Source organism: Candidatus Tisiphia endosymbiont of Ptychoptera albimana, assembly GCF_964026605.1.
GTDB lineage: Bacteria > Pseudomonadota > Alphaproteobacteria > Rickettsiales > Rickettsiaceae > Tisiphia.
Map to the genome: position 1 here is coordinate 1,314,453 of NZ_OZ032164.1, position 19,460 is coordinate 1,333,912.

Here is a 19,460-nt window from a genome sequence, read left to right on the forward strand (position 1 = left end):
CAAAAGAGGTCTAAAATTTGAGTTGTTGATAAAACTGAAAACCTTTTTATGTTTCTTGCAGAATTAATGCTGTACACAAGTACAACCTCAGCAAAGTAAAACAATCGAGCTATTAGTACTAGTTAGCTACACACGTTACCGTGCTTCCACACCTAGCCTATCAACGTGGTGGTCTTCCACGGCTCTGATAGGGAAGTCTAGTTTTGAGGTGGGTTTCCCGCTTAGATGCATTCAGCGGTTATCCCTTCCGTACTTAGCTACCCAGCTATGCCGCTGGCGCGACAACTGGTCCACCAGAGGTACGTCCACCTCGGTCCTCTCGTACTAAAGGCAGATCCTCTCAAACTTCCTACACCCACGGCAGATAGGGACCAAACTGTCTCACGACGTTCTAAACCCAGCTCACGTACCACTTTAATCGGCGAACAGCCGAACCCTTGGGACCTTCTCCAGCCCCAGGATGTGATGAGCCGACATCGAGGTGCCAAACGATTTCGTCGCTATGGACGCTTGGAAATCATCAGCCTGTTATCCCCGGAGTACCTTTTATTCGTTGAGCGATGGCCCTTCCACTCGGGACCACCGGATCACTATGACCGACTTTCGTCTCTGCTCGTCTTGTCAGACTCGCAGTCAGGCTAGCTTATGCCATTGCACTCTAACAGTTGATTTCCGACCAACCTGAGCTAACCATCGCGCGCCTCCGTTACTCTTTGGGAGGCGACCGCCCCAGTCAAACTACCCACCATGCATTGTCTCGGACCCTGATTCAAGGATCGCGGTTAGATATCAAGAATCAAAAGGGTGGTATCTCAAGGATGACTCCACAGTGGCTTGCGCCACCGCTTCATAGTCTCCCACCTATCCTGCACATCTAATTCCTAATACCAGTGCAAAGCTATAGTAAAGGTTCACGGGGTCTTTCCGTCTAACCGCGGGAACTCCGCATCTTCACGGAGAATTCAATTTCGCTGAGTCGATACTGGAGACAGCGGGGAAATCGTTACGCCATTCGTGCGGGTCGGAACTTACCCGACAAGGAATTTCGCTACCTTAGGACCGTCATAGTTACGGCCGCCGTTCACTGGGACTTCAATTCAGAGCTTGCACCCCTCCTCTTAATCTTCCAGCACTGGGCAGGCGTCAGACCCTATACTTCGTCTATTGACTTTGCAGAGCCCTGTGTTTTTAATAAACAGTCGCTACCCCCTGGTTTGTGCCACCTATAGATGGTTGCCCATTTATAGGTCATCCTTCTCCCGAAGTTACAGATGCAATTTGCCTAGTTCCTTCAGCATCGTTCTCTCAAGCGCCTAGGTATACTCTACCTGTCCACCTGTGTCGGTTTAGGGTACGGTCTTTAATAAGGGTGTTATTTCCTGGAAGATATTCACTGCATATAACAATCCAATAAGCATATACAATTTACTATCTTCGTCACACCCTTTCGGTTCAGGAATATTAACCTGATTCCCATCGATTACGCCTTTCAGCCTCACCTTAGGGGCCGACTAAACCTGCGCAGATTAACTTTACGCAGGAACCCTTGGACTTTCGGCGAGAATGTTTCTCACATTCTTTATCGCTACTTATGTCAGCATTCTCACTTCCGATACCTCCAGCAAACTTCACAGTTCACCTTCACAGGCTTACGGAACGCTCCGCTACCATCTGCACTATTAAAGTGCAAATCCGCATCTTCGGTACATGACTTGAGCCCCGTTACATTGTTGGCGCAGGAAAACTTATTTAGACTAGTGAGCTATTACGCTTTCTTTAAATGATGGCTGCTTCTAAGCCAACATCCTAGTTGTTTTGGTTTTCCCACATCCTTTAACACTTAGTCATGATTTAGGGACCTTAGATGGCGGTCTGGGCTTTTTCCCTCTCGACTATGGACCTTAGCACCCACAGTCTGTCTGCTATGCTGTACTCGTCGACATTCGGAGTTTGGTTGAGTTTGGTAAGTCTGTAGGACCCCCTAGCTCATCCAGTGCTCTACCTTCGACGGTAATCGCTATAACGCTCTACCTAAATAGATTTCGCGGAGAACCAGCTATATCCGAGTTTGATTGGCCTTTCACCCCTAGCCACAACTCATCCCCTACTTTTTCAACAGTAGTGGGTTCGGTCCTTCAGCGGATATTACTCCACCTTCAACCTGGCCATGGCTAGATCACTCGGTTTCGGGTCTAATTCATCTAACTAAAGTCGCCCTATTCAGACTCGCTTTCGCTACGCCTACACCTAACGGCTTAAGCTTGCTAGATAAACTAAGTCGCTGACCCATTATACAAAAGGTACGCCGTCACAGAACATATAAACGAGCTTTAAAACTCAATGTCTGCTCCGACTGCTTGTAAGCATTCGGTTTCAGGTCTATTTCACTCCCCTTATCGGGGTTCTTTTCACCTTTCCCTCACGGTACTTGTTCACTATCGGTCACTAGAGAGTACTTAGGCTTAGAGGGTGGTCCCCCTATGTTCAAACAGGATTTCACGTGTCCCGCCTTACTCAAGGACTCCAAAACTTTTTACCTATAAGGGGCTATCACCCTCTATGGCCAACCTTTCCATGTTGTTCTAGTTTTTATTCTGAAGCCACTGGCCTGGTCCGCGTTCGCTCGTCACTACTAACGGAGTCTCGGTTGATGTCCTTTCCTCCAGCTATTGAGATATTTCAGTTCACTGGGTTTGCTTCGCATAGCTATGTATTCACTATACGATACCTGCTAAGCAGGTGGGTTTCCCCATTCGGAAATCTTCGGATCAAAGCTTATTCGCAGCTCCCCGAAGCTTATCGCAGCGTATTACGTCCTTCATCGCCTTCTAGTGCCAAGGCATCCACCAAATGCTCTTATTTTATTTACTTTGATTCTTTTAAAGCTTGAGATTGTACGATGTGTACAGAACTAATTCTGCTACTTATACAGTATCCACTCACGATCATAAATTTTTATTATCGCAGTGTGTATTTAGTTTTCAGTTTTATCAACTTTTCAAACAGCTACAGGATTTTTGCCCTGTGTGAAGTTTTATACCGATTATTCAGAACAATGTCAAACATTATTTTATCTGATTAACAGATTTGTTTGTCTTTCTTTGTTAGCATTTCTATCATATCTTTCTCTATGTTCATTTGATGATATTGTTTGACTTGCTTTAGGTACTGGTGGAATAACTTCTATTTTTTTTACAGTAGCTTTATTCAAATCTACATTTTTTAGCAAAGGATTTGATTTAACTTCTTCGCTTATATTCCCAACAACTCTGATATTATCTAAATTCATTGTTTTTTCCGGATGTTTTTTATTATATTTTTTAATTTCCGGAAGAAGTGTAGTTAAAGTATCACCATCAATGGTAGCTCCTTCAAAGTCTATATGTTCTTTAAAAGTAACTCTCTTAAAAGAGCATTCTTTCAACTCAGCATTTTTCAGAGAACATTTTCCTAACGTCACTTCATTAAAATTAAACCCCTTAATTTCAAAATTATCTAATTTCATATCTACTTTTTCAAAAGATAATCCTCTCAAATCTTTATTATTTAAGGAATAATAAAGTATCGGTGAATACTCAGATGAATTATTTCGACTATATTTCTCAGCCTGCTCCTGAAAGATAGAAGATAAATCTATTTTCTTGTCTGACTTAGCTATCACAAGAGGATTGGACAAAACATCTTCCATAATTTGGTTCATTTTTTCACCAATTACTTTTTCACGTGTTGAATTAGACACAAAATGTTTTTGAAAATTATACTTCCAAAGGTTAACAGTAGCTTCTACAGCTAAACTTAGAACTTTTGTATCAGATAACAAATTAATCAATGGACGAACCATTGCACTATATTCTCCCTTCTTATATGAAGCCGTTATTGTTCCTACTTCCTTAGCATGATCCCCTAGTGCTTTAACAATTGCTTCACCTTTTAGTTTTAGTTTTTTACCCATCTCGGTTTCATTTAAAAATTTCTCAACCACAGGGCCAAGGTCTTTAGCATGTTTTATTAAAAGCTCAGGTATTTTTTCTTGTAAAACTTCTTTAACCTTAGGATTATCCTTATTAAACTTAATAAGAGAGTTTACTAATTTACCAACTTTTTCTGCTTGTTTGGATTCAGGTACGTTCATAACCTCTTTAGTTTGCTCAATGATTCGCTCTAACCCCTCTTTGTCTGCTAAACAACTTTCAGTAAGTTCTGCTATTATCGGTAAAACATCAACAATAAATGGAATAGTTGCTGCTGTTGCATCACGTACAAATTTAGGATTCAGACCAAGAGATCTTATATTTTGCTGCACTTCTGTTTTATCCAAAAATTCTAAAATATTCTTTTTATTATCAGCAAAATATTGTGGTAGAGTCGATTTTAAGGCAGGAGCTAGATCTTGAACAACCTTACTAGTATTATCTAAAATAGACAATATCATGGCTTTTTGTGTTTCCACTATTTCTTCTATTCGAGTCGAAGATAAATTGTTATCAGCCAATAATTCCAAGCCAATATCTTGATGTTTCATATAGAACTCATAAATCGTAACCATTTCAGGAGTATGATCTAATATCGTACTACTTGCATTAGTTGCCAGTAACATAGTATTTTTAAAAAATTCTTTTGATACGAACCTAGTAAATTTATCGTCTAGAACATTCTCAGCAATTTTGGTAATTTCTTTTTGATTAGCTGAATCACGTAAAAACTCAACTAAATCTTTTTTGACTACTTCTGCTACTTTAGGGCTGGTAAAGATTTCTAAAGCATTTTTAATGATATCACGCCCTGAATTCTCGTTAGAAATTATTAGATTTTTATAAATTTCTTGTACTTTTTTATTTGATTCTCCTTCTAATACGCCACCTCCTAATTTTAGCACCAACGGCACTATCCTTCTAATAAAATTTTTATCTACTCCATCAAATATATCAGGATTAACTCTACTAGCTTCTGTAGGTGAAATCATTGGAGCGGGATTTAACACAGCTTCTAAAACTGGCAACAAAACACGCTGAGCGATCTGATCTTTCAATAGATCAGATCGTGCTTCATTCAGAGCAGGAATATATATATCAGCCACTGCACCAGCTCCCTTGATTAGATTAGATACATGCTCTACTTGTTCTTTTTGTAATTTTTGCCTTTCTTCAATTAGCAACTTATCACTTAATAATTTTCCACTCACTTCTTGAAATCTCAGGAAATCAGCATATAGCTCATCATATAATAGCTTCTTTGTATCCAGCGGATTCCTAATAGCTGAAGGTACTATAGTAGCAATATCAAGAAGAAATGTCCCTGTCTCTTTTAATAAACCTACAGCGATGTGAGGTAAATTCTCTAGTGTTAATTCTAATTGCTCCGCTTTTTTTACTTGCTCCAATTGTTTTTGCTCTTCTTGAAGCTTTTGCGGAATAATTTCTTGACCATTCTGAATGAATGTGCCTTGTAAACCAATCAAATTTACGTCCACAATATCAGTATCAATATCGACCGTAGCTTTAGACAAATCAGCCTCAGCTAACTTTGCCGCACGTAAATTAACTCCTTCTAACTTAACCTTTTCTGCTTGTACTTTTTCCAATATCGCTTGCTGCAATTTTGATTTTGTAAGATCACCATTCATGAATATTACTTCGGTGAAATCCCCTTCCTGAGCGTCAATACTCCTCATTATACTATTCGAGAAATCAGCCTTTTGTGCATGAACTTTTTTTAATATACTATAACTTGCATTGATTCCTTTAGCCTTCGCTCCTTCTAAAATCGCCTCTGTTAAGTTAGCAAATTTGACCTCTACTCCTTCTAAAATTGCATTTCTGAAATTCGCCTTTTGTGCTTCCACCATATTTAGATTGGCATTAATAAAATTCACTCCTTCAGCATTAATCCTTCTTAGAATAGCTGCTTCTAAATTCGCTCCATCCAACTTAGTCAAACCACTTAACTCAGCATCCGACAAATCTAATCCTTTTGCTTCTATGTTCTGCAATATAGTATCTTTAAATTTTGCCTTATGTGCTTCAACCTTTTCCATCAAAGCATTAGATAAATCACTCTCTATAACTTGACACTTTGTTAAAACAGCTTTATCTAATATTGCATGCTGCATTTGTATTCTTCGTAAATCTGCTGAGATTAAAGAAATACCTTGCAAATCTGACTGATTAAATGTTGAATCAGTCAATTTTGCGTTATCCCATTTACCATTTTTTATATTCGCATAATCAAAGTTGGAGTTATTTATCACAACCTCCTGACCATTAGAACGAGCCATAAAAGCATGTGTAAACTGACTATTATCAACGACTGCCTGACTTAAATTACTATTAAAAAAATTCGCGTTATCTGCTTTAGACCCTAAAAAATTAGCTCGATCAAGTTCTGCACTCTCAAAATTCGCTTCACTAATATTAGTACCATTAAATCTACATCCGGATAAAACGGACCCTGCGAACACAGCACCCCCTAAATCTGCTCCAGAGAAATCTAAATTAGATAAATCAACTCTATCATACCATTCATTATTATTAGAAGTATCAACTCTACTAGAACAATCTGCAATAATTCTTGCTCCTGATCTTATCTGTGATTTCTCTAATTTAGATTTAGCAAAATCATTTAAGCTTAAATTCTCATTACTCTTTCTTGCCTGCAAATATTGCTCTATATCTTTCCGAGCTAAGGGTACATATTGCGTTTCTTGATCCCGCTGTTCTTTAGTTGATCCTCGTACATAAGCTGGATCAAAAGTACAACTGCTACTGCCAAAAATGTTTTGAAAAGTTTCATGCATTGAATTATCTTCTCTAGGAAATATTTTTTGCTCAACCATTAGTTGCAGCTCTTCTTGCAGCCTATCATATTCTGAATTCCCGGTTTTATAACCTCCAATACGCCAAGCCTGAGCTTTCAAGCTTAACTTCTTCTCCGCCTCTTCTAATTCTTTTTGTTTACTACTTATAAGATCTTGCTGCTCTTTTTTGCGAACTAAGTCACTTTTTATGTCAGCATATTTTCTGCCTAAAGAAGAAGTGGTACTGAATTTTATCCCCTCAATATCACGTTCTTTCCCTATTTGAGAGTATCCTTTATAGCCATCAGAAAACCTACAATTAGCAAGGTCAGCCCCTCTAAAATCTATGTTTTTTAGAATAGTATCTTCGAAATAAGCATTGTCAAAATCAACATCACAAAACACCGCATCAGCTAAATTACATCCTGTAAAAGTAGTATTTTTAAGTATACAACCAGTAAAATCTCCTCCGCTTAGGTCTGTTACATTACCAGATCTACTAAAAGTCCTATCGGATAAATCTGCAACTACTACTACATTATCATCTGAAAAATATTTTTCCTTTAAATATTGGTTAAGGCTTAAACTTTCCTTAGGGTCACTTGCTAAAGTTGCATGCTGAGCTGTAATATAATCCTTTATATCCTTGCTAGTAGGACGAAATTTTTCAATCTTAACAGCGAGATCATAGAAAACAGGTTTATTTTTCACCATAACTTATACTCCTTCTTTGTATTAAAGATTTAATAACAATTTCTCAGGATTCTCAATCAATTCCTTTATTTTTACAAGAAAAGTAACTGCTTCTTTGCCATCAATAATACGATGATCATAAGATAAAGCAACGTACATCATGGGACGTATTTCTATCTTACCATTAACCACTACTGGTCTTTCTTCAGTCTTGTGAAGACCTAAAATACCTGATTGAGGAGGATTAATAATCGGAGTTGATAATAGTGATCCATAAACACCGCCATTTGAAATGGTAAATGTTCCACCTGATAAATCAGACATAGATAATTTTCCTTCTCTAGCCTTTTTACCCAAACCAGCAATTTCTTTCTCAACCTTAGCAAAACTCAATTTGTCAGCCTGCCTAACTATTGGCACTACTAGACCCTGCTCTGTTCCTACTGCAACACCAATATCATAATAATTCTTATACAAAATCTCATCCCCTTCTATCTCGGCATTTACCGATGGAACTGCTTTAAGAGCTTCAATAGTAGCTTTTACAAAAAATGACATAAATCCTAGCTTAACGCCATGCTTCTTCTCAAACTCTTCACGATACTGCATACGCAAATTAATAACTTTCAACATATCAATTTCATTAAAAGTAGTTAGAATGGCTGCAGTATTTTGTGATTGTTTTAAACGATCCGCTATAGTTTTACGAAGACGTGACATTTTAACACGCTCAACCATCCCTTCATTTGCACGTACAACATTGGCTATAACAGGTAATTCTGTTTCTTTCACAGGCGGGGTATTTATGAACTCTAGTACATCTCCCTTGGTTACTCTGCCTTCTCGACCAGTACCTTTTATGTCAGCTAATTGCAGTTTATTTTCGCTCACTAATCTTTGCACCGAGGGCGGAACATCAACCTTGTTGGTACTTGCAGGTTGCTGTTTTATCTCTTTGTCTAGTGTACTAGGTGAAGCTACACTAGAAGCTTCTCCTTCGGTAATTTGTCCTACGCTCTCACCCACATATACTGTATCGCCCTCATTCTTAAGTATTTTGCTTATTACACCAGAGGAAAGTGCATTTACTTCTAACGTAACTTTCTCTGTCTCAAGTTCTAAAAGTAGTTCATCCACTTTTACCGCATCTCCTTGTTTTTTATGCCACTTAGCAATAGCCGCTTCTGATACAGACTCTCCAAGAGATGGAACTATAATTTCAATACTCATAATTATTTTATTCTCCCAATTATATTCTATTATACTATTATTTATATCTTGCACTAATAACAAAAATTGTTTTAGCACTCAAATGATGTTAAAAACATCTATCTATAAAACATCTATTTTTTGCAGTCATTTTAGTATACTATTATTTTATTTACCACTAATATATATTAAGGATATTATAGGGAATGAAATGAAAGATCGGAAAGAAATTGAGCCATACATGGCATATAAGCCTACTCAGATATATAATGTCTTGAAAGATTTATCTAGAAAGCAAGGATATAAACTATCAGCAGAGACGTATGAAAATCCGGGGAATCCTGAGAATAAAATCAATTATTATCTTAAAAATGACAATAATTATATCACTGCTCCATCTCATGATGCTCAAAAAGGCAGTACGCTTACAACAACTGCAGCCCCATTAAAGGATACACTTGGAGTATTAAACCAAGATCCTAATTGGGAGAAAGCAATAATTCCTATTTGTCAGTCTAACAAATATTTTTTTGGACTTCTGACAAGGAGACACTTCACATATTTAGAACTTAATAAAGATACTGCTGGCAATATAACATCTCATCATCATGATTCCAAAGGATGGCTTAGCCGTTTCTACCCACTAAAACCAATTAGAGACTCACTAGAAGAAACATTTGGAAAAGATAGAGTTACCTTTAAATCATCATATCTAGGTCATCAGAAAATAGCTGATAATATAAATTGCGGTCGATTTATCCTGTCTTATATAAAAAACGTTATTACTGGTGATCCTGCTAAAAATAAAATAAATCCTCAAACTCAGACAAGTTTATTTAGCGATTTTGACACAACAATTAACAAACCACCTAAGGAGGAAAAGATTTTACCTAAAGCTAAAGTCCCAACACCAAAACCTCCAAATATGGTAGACCACGTATCACGCATTAGTAGAAAACCTAATAATCCAGCAAGAACACATTAAGTCACGCGAATTCGATATAAGAATTAATAATTCTTATATCGATACTTGCTTTGTTATAAGGAGAAATGCACTCTTGACGCGGGTACATTTTAACTTTTTTCATCATTCAATATGTGATTTTAATTATTAAAATCACATATTGAATAGAGTATTATATTTTAACAATCAGGTGGGCAGCCGCTTCAAACCTGATTGTTTCTATATATAATACTGAATTCGATGTAACTTGTTACATCGAATTCAGGTTAAGTAGTACCACTCCTCCTACCATCCATCTCAGCGAATACATCTTCCCACGATCCAGTAGTTGCAGCTTTGGTATATTCGGTCACCCTTCCTTCAAAGAAATTAGTATGTTCAGCACCGTTTAAGATTTCATCAAGCCAAGGCAACGGATTAGTATCAATTAAATAAATCTCTTTAAGTCCAAGCTGCATTAATCTGCGATCGGCAATATAACGAATATATTGTCTTACCTCTCTAGCTGTCAGACCTTCAATGCCACCAACCTCAAATGCTAGTTCAATAAAGGCATCTTCAAAATGCACAATAGTAGCACACGCTTCATAAAGACGGCTACGAAGCTCTTCAGTCCATACTTCAGGGTTCTCCCTAATAAAAGTTTTAAATAACATAATGATAGAATCAGTATGTAACGTCTCATCCCTTACTGACCAACTAATAATTTGCCCCATACCTTTCATTTTATTAAAACGAGGAAAATTAAGTAAAATAACAAATGAAGCAAATAACTGTAACCCTTCAGTAAATGCACCAAATACTGCTAAAGTAGTAGCAATATCTTCTTTAGTTTCTACACCGAAACGCTGCATATAGTCGTATTTATCTTTCATTTCTCTATATTTGAGAAATGCTGAATATTCAGTTTCTGGCATACCTACGGTATCAAGCAGATGAGAATAAGCAGCAATATGAATTGTTTCCATATTAGAAAATGCTGATAACATCATCAATACTTCTGTTGGCTTAAATACCCTAGAGTAATGTTTCATATAACAATTATTTACTTCAATATCAGCTTGAGTAAAGAAGCGAAATATTTGGGTTAATAGGTGTTTTTCTCCAGGACTTAAATTATATTTCCAATCTTTTAGATCATCAGCTAGCGGCACTTCCTCTGGTAACCAATGAATTCGTTGTTGAATATGCCACGCTTCATAAGCCCATGGATAAGAAAATGGTTTGTAGATTGGACTGGCATTAAGTAAAGACATATTATATTTCCTTTTTAAGTATACTACTATAAAACATCATTGCGAGGAGACCATAGGTCGACGAAGCAATCTATATGACAAGCTTCATAGATTGCCACGCTCACATACGTTCGCTCGCAATGACATATACGTCTATAAAACGTCATTGCGAGAAGACCGTAGGTTGACGAAGCAATCTATATGACAAGCTTCATGGATTGCCACGCTCACATACGTTCGCTCGCAATGACGATTGGATAAGAATTGACAAATTCTTATCCCGAATTCGCGTATATTCATTAGACTTCCTGCATAATTCGCTTTTGCTGAGGAATTTGTAGGAGACACAGAACCTCGACCCGCAGCGTACTCAAATTCCGTTACGGATTCGAGTACCCGGATCGACGCACAAATTACCAGCAAAAGTAGAATTATGCAGGAGGTCTATTACTGACAGGATAAACATTCATCATAAGACACAACTTCTTTTTCTTGTTTTTTCTTATTATCTCTTTCAATATCTTGAAAATCCGCTTTCTTGACATCGTGTGATACTTTATCAGCTCTTTGAATTGAGGTTGATCTACAATAATATAAACTCTTAACCCCTTTTTTCCAAGCTCTAAAATGGATATTATTTAAATACATCTTACTTACATTGCCTGCTAAGAAAACATTTAGAGATTGAGATTGTGAAATATGTGGTGTCCTATCTGCTGCTAGATCAATAAGCCAATTTTGATCAATCTCATAAGCAGTTCTGAAAACATCTTTTTCATGGCTGGATAAAAAGGTTAGATGTTGAACTGAGCCTTCATGAGTTGCAATTGATGACCAAACCTGCTCATTATTAAAACCTTTGGTGCTTAACAGCTTTTCTAAATATTTGTTACGTACATTAAAAGATCCAGTAAGAGTCTTTTGGACAAAACTATTAGCAGCAAATGGTTCAATTCCAGGCGAACTATTGCCAGCAATAATAGAGATTGATGCCGTAGGAGCAATAGCTGTTTTATTACTAAACCGTTCGTTAATACCTACTTCAACTGCATCGAGGCAAGCACCACGTTCATCAGATAGAACTACTGAAGCTTTATCAACTTCTTTATGAATATGTTCAAATATTTGATTATTCCAAACCTTTGCCATTACCGACTCTATTGGTACATCCTTTGATTGCAGGAATGAGTGAAAACCCATAACACCTAAACCTACGCTACGTTCACGCATTGCTGAATATTTAGCTCGCTCCATGGTACTAGGTGCTTTAGTAATAAAATCTTCAAGTACATTATCTAAAAAACGCATTACGGTAGGAATAAACTCAGGGTCATTTTGCCAATCATCAAAATATTCTAAATTTACAGAAGACAAACAACACACAGCCGTTCTAACCTTACCCAAATGATCAATGCCAGTTGGCAGGGTAATCTCGCTACAAAGATTAGAAGTTTTTACTTGTAGCCCAAGTTTTTTATGATGCTGCGGAATATATTTATTGACAGTATCAATAAATAAAATATAGGGTTCTCCAGTTTCTATTCTAGTAGTTAGTAACTTAACCCACAAATCTCTAGCCTTAACTTCACGTACAACTTTTTTAGTAGCAGGGCTGATTAATGGAAAATTTCCATCACTCTCAACTGCTTGCATAAATGCATCTGTTACAGCTATGCCGTGATGCATGTTTAAAGCTTTACGATTAGTATCACCACCAGTATGGCGTCTTAAGTCTATGAATTCCTCAATTTCAGGATGATCAATTGGTAAATATATAGCAGCACTACCACGTCTAATTGACCCTTGAGAAATAGCTAAAGTCATAGAATCGACAACCTTGACAAATGGAATAATGCCAGAAGAAGTACCTTTGCCTTTAATTGCTTCATTAATAGAACGAACATTGCCCCAATAGCTTCCTATACCACCACCACGTGAGGCTAACCAAACATTCTCAGTCCAAAGATCTACAATACCTTTTAAACTATCATCTGTTTCATTTAAAAAACAAGAGATAGGCATCCCTCTGTCAGTTCCACCGTTACTAAGAACCGGTGTAGCTGGCATAAACCACAACTTGCTTATGTACTCATATAATTGCTGAGCTGATTTTGCATTATCAGCATAATAGCTAGCTACTCTAGCAAATAGATCTTGAAAATCCTCTCCGGCTAGTAAGTACCTATCCTTTAGGACAGCTTTACCAAAATTAGTCAGTAAATTATCTCGTTTCTTATCAATTTCTATAGGAAATTTAGTATTTGCTTGCGTTGCCATTATTATATTATCTTATATCTTATTGTTTTAATTAAATTGGGATCATAGCAGATTTTTGTCTTAGCACTAATACCATAATCACATAATTTCTAAAAATTTTTCTAATTCTACAAGACTCGAAACATTAATCAAATTAAATTTATGATCAGTTTTTTTCAGCATATTAGTTAGAACCTTACCTGCACCTATTTCAACTATTTGTTCTATTTTCAGATTTTCCAATTCGTTTAAAGTTTGACGCCACCTCACCCTACCACAAATCTGGGAGATTAAGTTTTGTTTTATCTCTATAGGGTTAGTTATTGGTTTAGCTGTAACATTTTGTATCACCGGAACAAACGGTTTGTTAATTGCTACTTTGTCTAAAGTCTTTGCCATTTGCTCTTCTGCTGGCTTCATCAAACTACAATGAAAAGGACTACTTACATTCAATTTAATAGCTTTATAGCCTAAATCTTTTACGATAGATATTACCCGTTCCACTGCTATAGTTTTACCACTAATTACCACCTGTCCATCTATATTATCGTTAGCTATATCAAGGTCTATAACCTCTTTGATGATTTCTTCAAGCTTTTTTAGAGGTACGCCTATACATGCCGCCATTGAGCCTTGACCGACCGGATAGGCTTCTTGCATGGACTTACTACGTACTGCTAGCAATTGGGTAGTTACTTGTATATCTATACTTTCCGCTGCACATAATGCACTATATTCCCCTAAAGAATGACCTGCAACATATGAACACAGGTTAGTAATATTTCTATTTGTTTGTTGCTTAATGACATTCAATATTGCCATAGATACTGCCATTAGTGCTGGTTGAGCATTAATAGTCAAAGTTAAATCTTCACTTGATCCATTAAAGACAATATGGCTTAATTTTCTTCCAAGAGTATTATCTACAATTTCAAATGTCTCTTTTGCCACCTGAAAGTTATCGTAGAATTCTTTCCCCATACCAACCATTTGTGACCCTTGACCTGGAAAGACAAATGCTCTATTCATAATAATACCATAATAATTTAATTTATCCGCTGTCGATTATGAGAATTTCAACAATACTGTCAATAGTTTTAATTATTCTAAATTTATTAATATCAGAGTCAATGGCATCGGACTATGTCAAAGAAACTTTTATACATTTAGACAAAAAAGCATGGCAAGATTGTGAAAAGATGGCAAAGACTTCAAAAGATAAAACCTTAATCAAAATTATTATGTCTCAAAGATTCTTAGACCCGAATTATAAGAAAAATAGCTTTGAAGAGGTAATAAAATTTATACAAAACAATCCCCACTGGCCGCAAGTCGATAAACTAAAAGAGATGGCAGAACAATATTTAAACTATAACACAGACCAAGCTTTAATTGTAAACTGGTTTAGTGAAAACGAACCAATTACTGCTTTAGGCTATAAATTTTATGCTTTAGCCAGTAGAAAATTAATAAAAGATCCACAAAAATTAGCGAAGATTATGAAAAATGGTTGGATTTATGGGGTTTTTACGCAAGCAGAAGAAAGCAATTATTTGAGTAATTTCAAAAATATATTATGTGAAGAAGATCATGTAAAAAAAATTGATGAATATTTATGGGCAGGGGATATGCGTAGTGCAAAAAAATATATGCATTATGTCAGTAATGGCTATAAACAAAATTTTATTGCCCAAATTGCTATCTTAAATAAATCTAATGATAGTGAAAAACTTTTTCAACAAGTATCAGAAAAATATTATACCCCAGCTTTATTATTTAACTATTTGGATTCCAAGAAAACAGAGATTCCTACCAGCCAAAGTATCGCTCTATTTAAAAAAGTAAAGCAAGATAAAAGACATTCCGCCTATTGGGCTTGTGTACAATCTTATTATGCTAGAGAATTTATTGACCAAAAAGATTTTTCCAGTAGTTATAAGATAATTAGCATGCCAATTACTGTTGATCCCGAACATGTAAGAGAAGCAGAATGGCTTAGTGGTTGGCTTGCCCTTAGATTTTTGCATAAGCCTGATATTGCTTTAAGTCATTTTAACAAATTTATGAAAGTTGCAGCTAAACCATTAAGCGTATCAAGGGGGCAATATTGGCTAGCTAGAACTTATGAAGCCAAAGGGGATAAAGAGCAAGCGAATAAATTTTATCATATGGCCAGCAAGTATTCCCATAGTTTCTATGGACAGTTAGCTAATATCGAACTTAACAAACGGCACTTCATTTTACCACAAAAGCCTACCTCCACTAAGCATAATAATGAAAATAGTGAAATTATTAGAGCCATAAAATATTTGACTAAATATGGTAAGCATGATTTAGCTCTGTTATATGCTAAAACGGCTATTGAAAAATCATCAACCCCATCTAAGATTGTATTAATTACCGATATCATTAGCACAAAGGGTAATATTCATCATACAGTAGATGTAGCAAAAACTGCTTGTCAACATCATACTTTTATTAAGGATTATGCTTTCCCTACCCCTTATACTAAGGCAGTAGAAAATACCCCCCTAGAACCAGCTTTAACATACAGTATTATAAGACAGGAGTCAGTTTTTAATCAGCATGCAATTAGTACAGCTAAAGCTAAGGGGCTAATGCAACTTACAGATACAGCTGCTTATGATACGGCTAAATCTGTTGGCTGTAAATGTCATATTAAAAAGCTAACTCTTGACCCTAAATATAATATCATGCTTGGTACTAATCATTTTAAAGAATACTTACAACTATATAATGGTAATTATCTTTTAGCCATTGCAGCTTATAATGCTGGTCCTTGTAGAATCACAAGATGGATTAATCTGTTTGGTGATCCTCGTGACTTTAAGAATTTACGACAAATAATTGATTGGATTGAACTAATACCATATGCAGAAACTAGGAACTATACTCAACGTGTTTTGGAAAATCTGCAAGTTTATAGATCTATTATTAGTAAAAATAATAACTTAAAATTAAAACAAGATCTTTTAAAGACTAAAGATAATAAGAGAGAAATATAGCTATACCCTAGTTTAAATAATGTTATTTAAGTTGACAGTTTAACATTATCTGACTATAAAGAAATATATTATTTCGTATTGGATATGAATTTATGAAACGTACATTTCAACCTAGCAATTTAGTAAGAAAAAGAAGACATGGATTTAGGGCAAGGATGGCAACTGTCGGCGGTAGAGAAATTTTAAGGAAACGCCGAGCAAAAGGCAGAAAAAAATTATCAGCGTAGTAAGTGCTTATCTCATCCCTAAAAAATCAGAAAGAATTTGACCTAGTTAATAAGTTAGGAAAAAAGTTCCATAGTCCTTATTTTATCACAATAATAGCAAAGAATTCTGCTAAGCTCTTTGCAAAGCTAAATGTAAAAGGTAATATTGACAACCTATGTAAGAAATCTAGTGAGATTTTATATAATTCGTCAAATACATTACTTTTTGGCATGAAAGTCGGAAAAAAGTTAGGAAATGCTGTTATTCGTAATAAAATCAAAAGACGTATCAGGCATTTAGTTAGACTGCTAAGCAAAGAATCAAAATTCAAACAAAATAGTTGGGCAATGATAGTCATCCCTAGGAAAGGTTTTGAGCAAATTGAATTTGCAACTTTATTAAGTGAACTATACAAGATAGTTTCACAGGTGTAATCCTTACTGCATAAATTACCTCCTGCAATCAAAAGTTATCATTCGTGTAAAAAATATCATCCTAGCCTTGATGCGGAATCCAGCCCTTATTCAGCTACCATCAAGTTACCCAAATTCGCGTAAGTTAAGTTGGGAATAATTTGGATTGCATAATACTGATACTAGGCTAGTGGAATTTAGGTTCAGAATTAGCAAACAAACTTTCCTACTTTTTAATGATTTTTATTATTAATATTCAAACTTAAGTTGAGTTATTATTTTCTTATTGACTTCCATTACGGATGCTGAGGTTAATAATATGTTTTATACGTACCGTTAGGGCATAATTTATTTTTTAACAGTTTCATTATATGAAAAATTTTCTACTATCAATCATATTATTAATCATTAATACTAGAACTTTTGCTCAAGAACAAGTATCTAATTTAATCACCCCAGTTAGTTATTTTGTCAATCATGAGCAACAACTTAAAATCCTTGATGAATATTTAAGTAAATATAGACAAGCAAGTATAGTGGGTACTAGCGGTATAGGTAAAACTCAATTAATTAGAATGTATGCTTATAAAAATAATTATGATCTAATTTGGTTTTTTGATTGTAACCTTGATTTGAACGAGCAATTTGTTAAATTAGCCAAACAACTCAATACTATCAAACAAACTAATATATCTGAAGAAGTTGCTTTAGCAAAAAAAGAAGTAATATCATATTTAACTGCTACTAATAAATGGTTATTAGTGTTTGATAATTTAAAAGTTAATGAAAATAAAAAAGTACAAGATTTAATTGATTGGGAGCATAATGGTCAGGTCGTGTTTTGTTCGCAAGATAATGAAAAATTATCTAATATTATAGCAATGCCCCTACTTGATGTGTCTACTATTGTAGCTTTAGCTAATAACTTATTAGACAATAAAAATAACAATAATATCGAATTTTTAATGCAATCTTTTAGTGGTTATCCAATATTGATAGTGCAAGGAGCTCAATTACTTAACAAAGTTAAAGGTTTAGATAAAGAGGAATATAAAAAGAAAATTTATCAATCGACTGATAAAATAGCAACAAATATTAAAATGGCTATTCAAGAATTAAAACCTAGTGCAGTAAAATTACTTAATAAAATAGCTTTACTCAATAATCAAAGTTTCTCAAAACAGCTGCTTACCATCATTACTGATAATACAAATACTTTAGATGATGATATATATCAATTATCTAAATTTATGCTAATCAGTAATATTGATCCTAACAAGGATAATCCTATTTTTGAAATGCATGATATAATCAGCAATAAAATAATGGAATTAAATGGTGATAATAATAAAATATATTTAGAAAATATTATTAACAAATTACCTAAATTTAAAGGTCCTTATTCAGGATATTTGTGGAAAAGTACCAAAACTATACTAGAAAACTTAGAAATCCTTCTAAATAATTCTGAAAAATATAATATTAATCTATCCGCAATACTTATCTTAAGAGTGGAGTTATTTGCTCTACACGCAAACACCTGCCCCAACAAAGTCAAACAAATGTTTGATTGGTTTTATCAAAAAGAGAAAAATAAGGAATTTAAATTATGGCAAGTGCCTGAATCTCAAAAATGTTATTATGCTAGGTACTTAGGAATAGTGGGAGCGTATTATAAAACAATATTAATGGATTTTAACACAGCAATTTCTTATTTTACTAAAGCATTAAATATTCTAGATAAGCTTGATAATGAAGCTGATTATTACGCTATTAAATTAAATCTTCTCTCTAATCTAGCTATGACTTATATATTCTTAGGTGAAATAAAAATATCTGAAGAACTTTTTAAAAAGATAGAAAAGCTAGTAAAATCAAGAGTAATGCAAGAAGATGAAATATATACACTATATATTATAAAAGCTTCATTCTTTAAGATGCAAGGTCACTATCAAGAAGCTTTAGAGTGTGCAGATAAAGTTATTGAAATATTTATAAAAAATGGTCATAATATTAATGACTCATACGCTTTTACAATTTATATGTATAGAGCATATATGTTGAATTTTTTAGGTAGATATCAAGAAGCTTATACTCAGGTTCAATCATTATATAACTCAATACACAATGAGTATGAAGATGGAGATATTTATGCAATAATGGCAAGAAGTGAATTAGGTTTAGGTAAAATAGATAAAGCTTCTGAATACATTAATAAAGCTATTCCCATATTTTTAGCAGATGAAAACAACAGTTCAGAGAAAACAAATTATTCTAAAAATACTAGCTTAGCAGCTAGTTATGTAGTACAAGGGGATATTCTGTTTGCTCAAAATAATATTAAACAAGCAATCGAATCCTATAAACAAGCATTTACCATATATCATTACTTATATAAAGAGAAAAGTAAAAATATTGCTCAAGTAAGTGAATTATATAACAAAGGGGCAAAAGCCGCATGTAAATCAAAAGATCTGTATAATTATAAATTCTTTGGTAAGCCACAAATTAAGGAGTTTGGCATACATCATCCTAATACCGTTGATATGCTTGAATATTGTAAACAATATAACATGGATTTGTGGGTCAAGAACAATTAAATATTAAGGTTCAATCGTTGGAACTTTATATTAAGTGGCAGCTCATCGCAACTACCTTAACATT

General features: G+C 34.9%; 10 protein-coding genes and 1 rRNA gene. 5 read left to right on the top strand and 6 right to left on the bottom strand.

All coding sequences use genetic code 11. The annotated features are described in order from the left end of the window. Positions 1-91: 91 nt before the first annotated feature. The 3 genes from AAGD36_RS06320 to odhB all read right to left on the bottom strand — a co-directional run bounded on the left by AAGD36_RS06320 (position 92) and on the right by odhB (position 8,716). Positions 92-2,871 (bottom strand): 23S ribosomal RNA (locus AAGD36_RS06320). 199 nt (positions 2,872-3,070) lie between these two features. Beyond that, positions 3,071-7,507, bottom strand: a complete 4,437-nt coding sequence (locus tag AAGD36_RS06325) for a pentapeptide repeat-containing protein (protein WP_341755346.1) — start codon at positions 7,505-7,507, stop codon at positions 3,071-3,073. Between the two features lie 21 nt (positions 7,508-7,528). Beyond that, complete coding sequence (gene odhB / locus AAGD36_RS06330) at positions 7,529-8,716, bottom strand: 2-oxoglutarate dehydrogenase complex dihydrolipoyllysine-residue succinyltransferase (RefSeq protein ID WP_341751427.1); 1,188 nt, start codon at positions 8,714-8,716, stop codon at positions 7,529-7,531. 85 nt (positions 8,717-8,801) lie between these two features. Here odhB and AAGD36_RS06335 point away from each other — a divergent pair, with 85 nt between their 5' ends. Next, positions 8,802-9,680: a hypothetical protein gene (locus AAGD36_RS06335; RefSeq protein ID WP_341755347.1), complete on the top strand. Its 879-nt coding sequence runs from the start codon at positions 8,802-8,804 to the stop codon at positions 9,678-9,680. Positions 9,681-9,925: 245 nt separating this feature from the next. Here AAGD36_RS06335 and AAGD36_RS06340 read toward each other — a convergent pair whose 3' ends face one another. The 3 genes from AAGD36_RS06340 to fabD form a co-directional block, all read right to left on the bottom strand. Next, entirely contained in the window at positions 9,926-10,915 is a 990-nt protein-coding gene (locus tag AAGD36_RS06340; protein ID WP_341751429.1) for a ribonucleotide-diphosphate reductase subunit beta, read from the bottom strand. Positions 10,916-11,341: 426 nt separating this feature from the next. Next, positions 11,342-13,171: a ribonucleoside-diphosphate reductase subunit alpha gene (locus tag AAGD36_RS06345; RefSeq protein ID WP_341755348.1), complete on the bottom strand. Its 1,830-nt coding sequence runs from the start codon at positions 13,169-13,171 to the stop codon at positions 11,342-11,344. A 78-nt stretch (positions 13,172-13,249) separates the two neighbouring features. Then, on the bottom strand, positions 13,250-14,179 hold the full coding sequence (gene fabD, locus AAGD36_RS06350; protein ID WP_341755349.1) for an ACP S-malonyltransferase: 930 nt from the start codon (positions 14,177-14,179) through the stop codon (positions 13,250-13,252). Between the two features lie 35 nt (positions 14,180-14,214). Between fabD and AAGD36_RS06355 the strand changes: the two genes are divergently transcribed. The 4 genes from AAGD36_RS06355 (at position 14,215) to AAGD36_RS06370 (ending at position 19,396) form a co-directional block, all read left to right on the top strand. Next, the gene (locus AAGD36_RS06355) at positions 14,215-16,176 is read left to right on the top strand and encodes a transglycosylase SLT domain-containing protein (RefSeq protein WP_410521257.1); all 1,962 of its coding nucleotides are present in this window, start codon (positions 14,215-14,217) and stop codon (positions 16,174-16,176) included. A gap of 92 nt (positions 16,177-16,268) precedes the next feature. Continuing rightward, a complete protein-coding gene (rpmH, locus tag AAGD36_RS06360) occupies positions 16,269-16,403 on the top strand; it encodes a 50S ribosomal protein L34 (RefSeq protein ID WP_341748129.1) in 135 nt (44 codons plus the stop codon). 3 nt (positions 16,404-16,406) lie between these two features. Then, entirely contained in the window at positions 16,407-16,817 is a 411-nt protein-coding gene (rnpA, locus tag AAGD36_RS06365) for a ribonuclease P protein component (RefSeq protein ID WP_341755351.1), read from the top strand. 350 nt (positions 16,818-17,167) lie between these two features. After that, positions 17,168-19,396 carry a tetratricopeptide repeat protein gene (locus AAGD36_RS06370; RefSeq protein ID WP_341755352.1) on the top strand — a complete coding sequence of 743 codons (2,229 nt, stop codon included), beginning with the start codon at positions 17,168-17,170 and terminating at the stop codon, positions 19,394-19,396. Positions 19,397-19,460 lie beyond the last annotated feature (64 nt).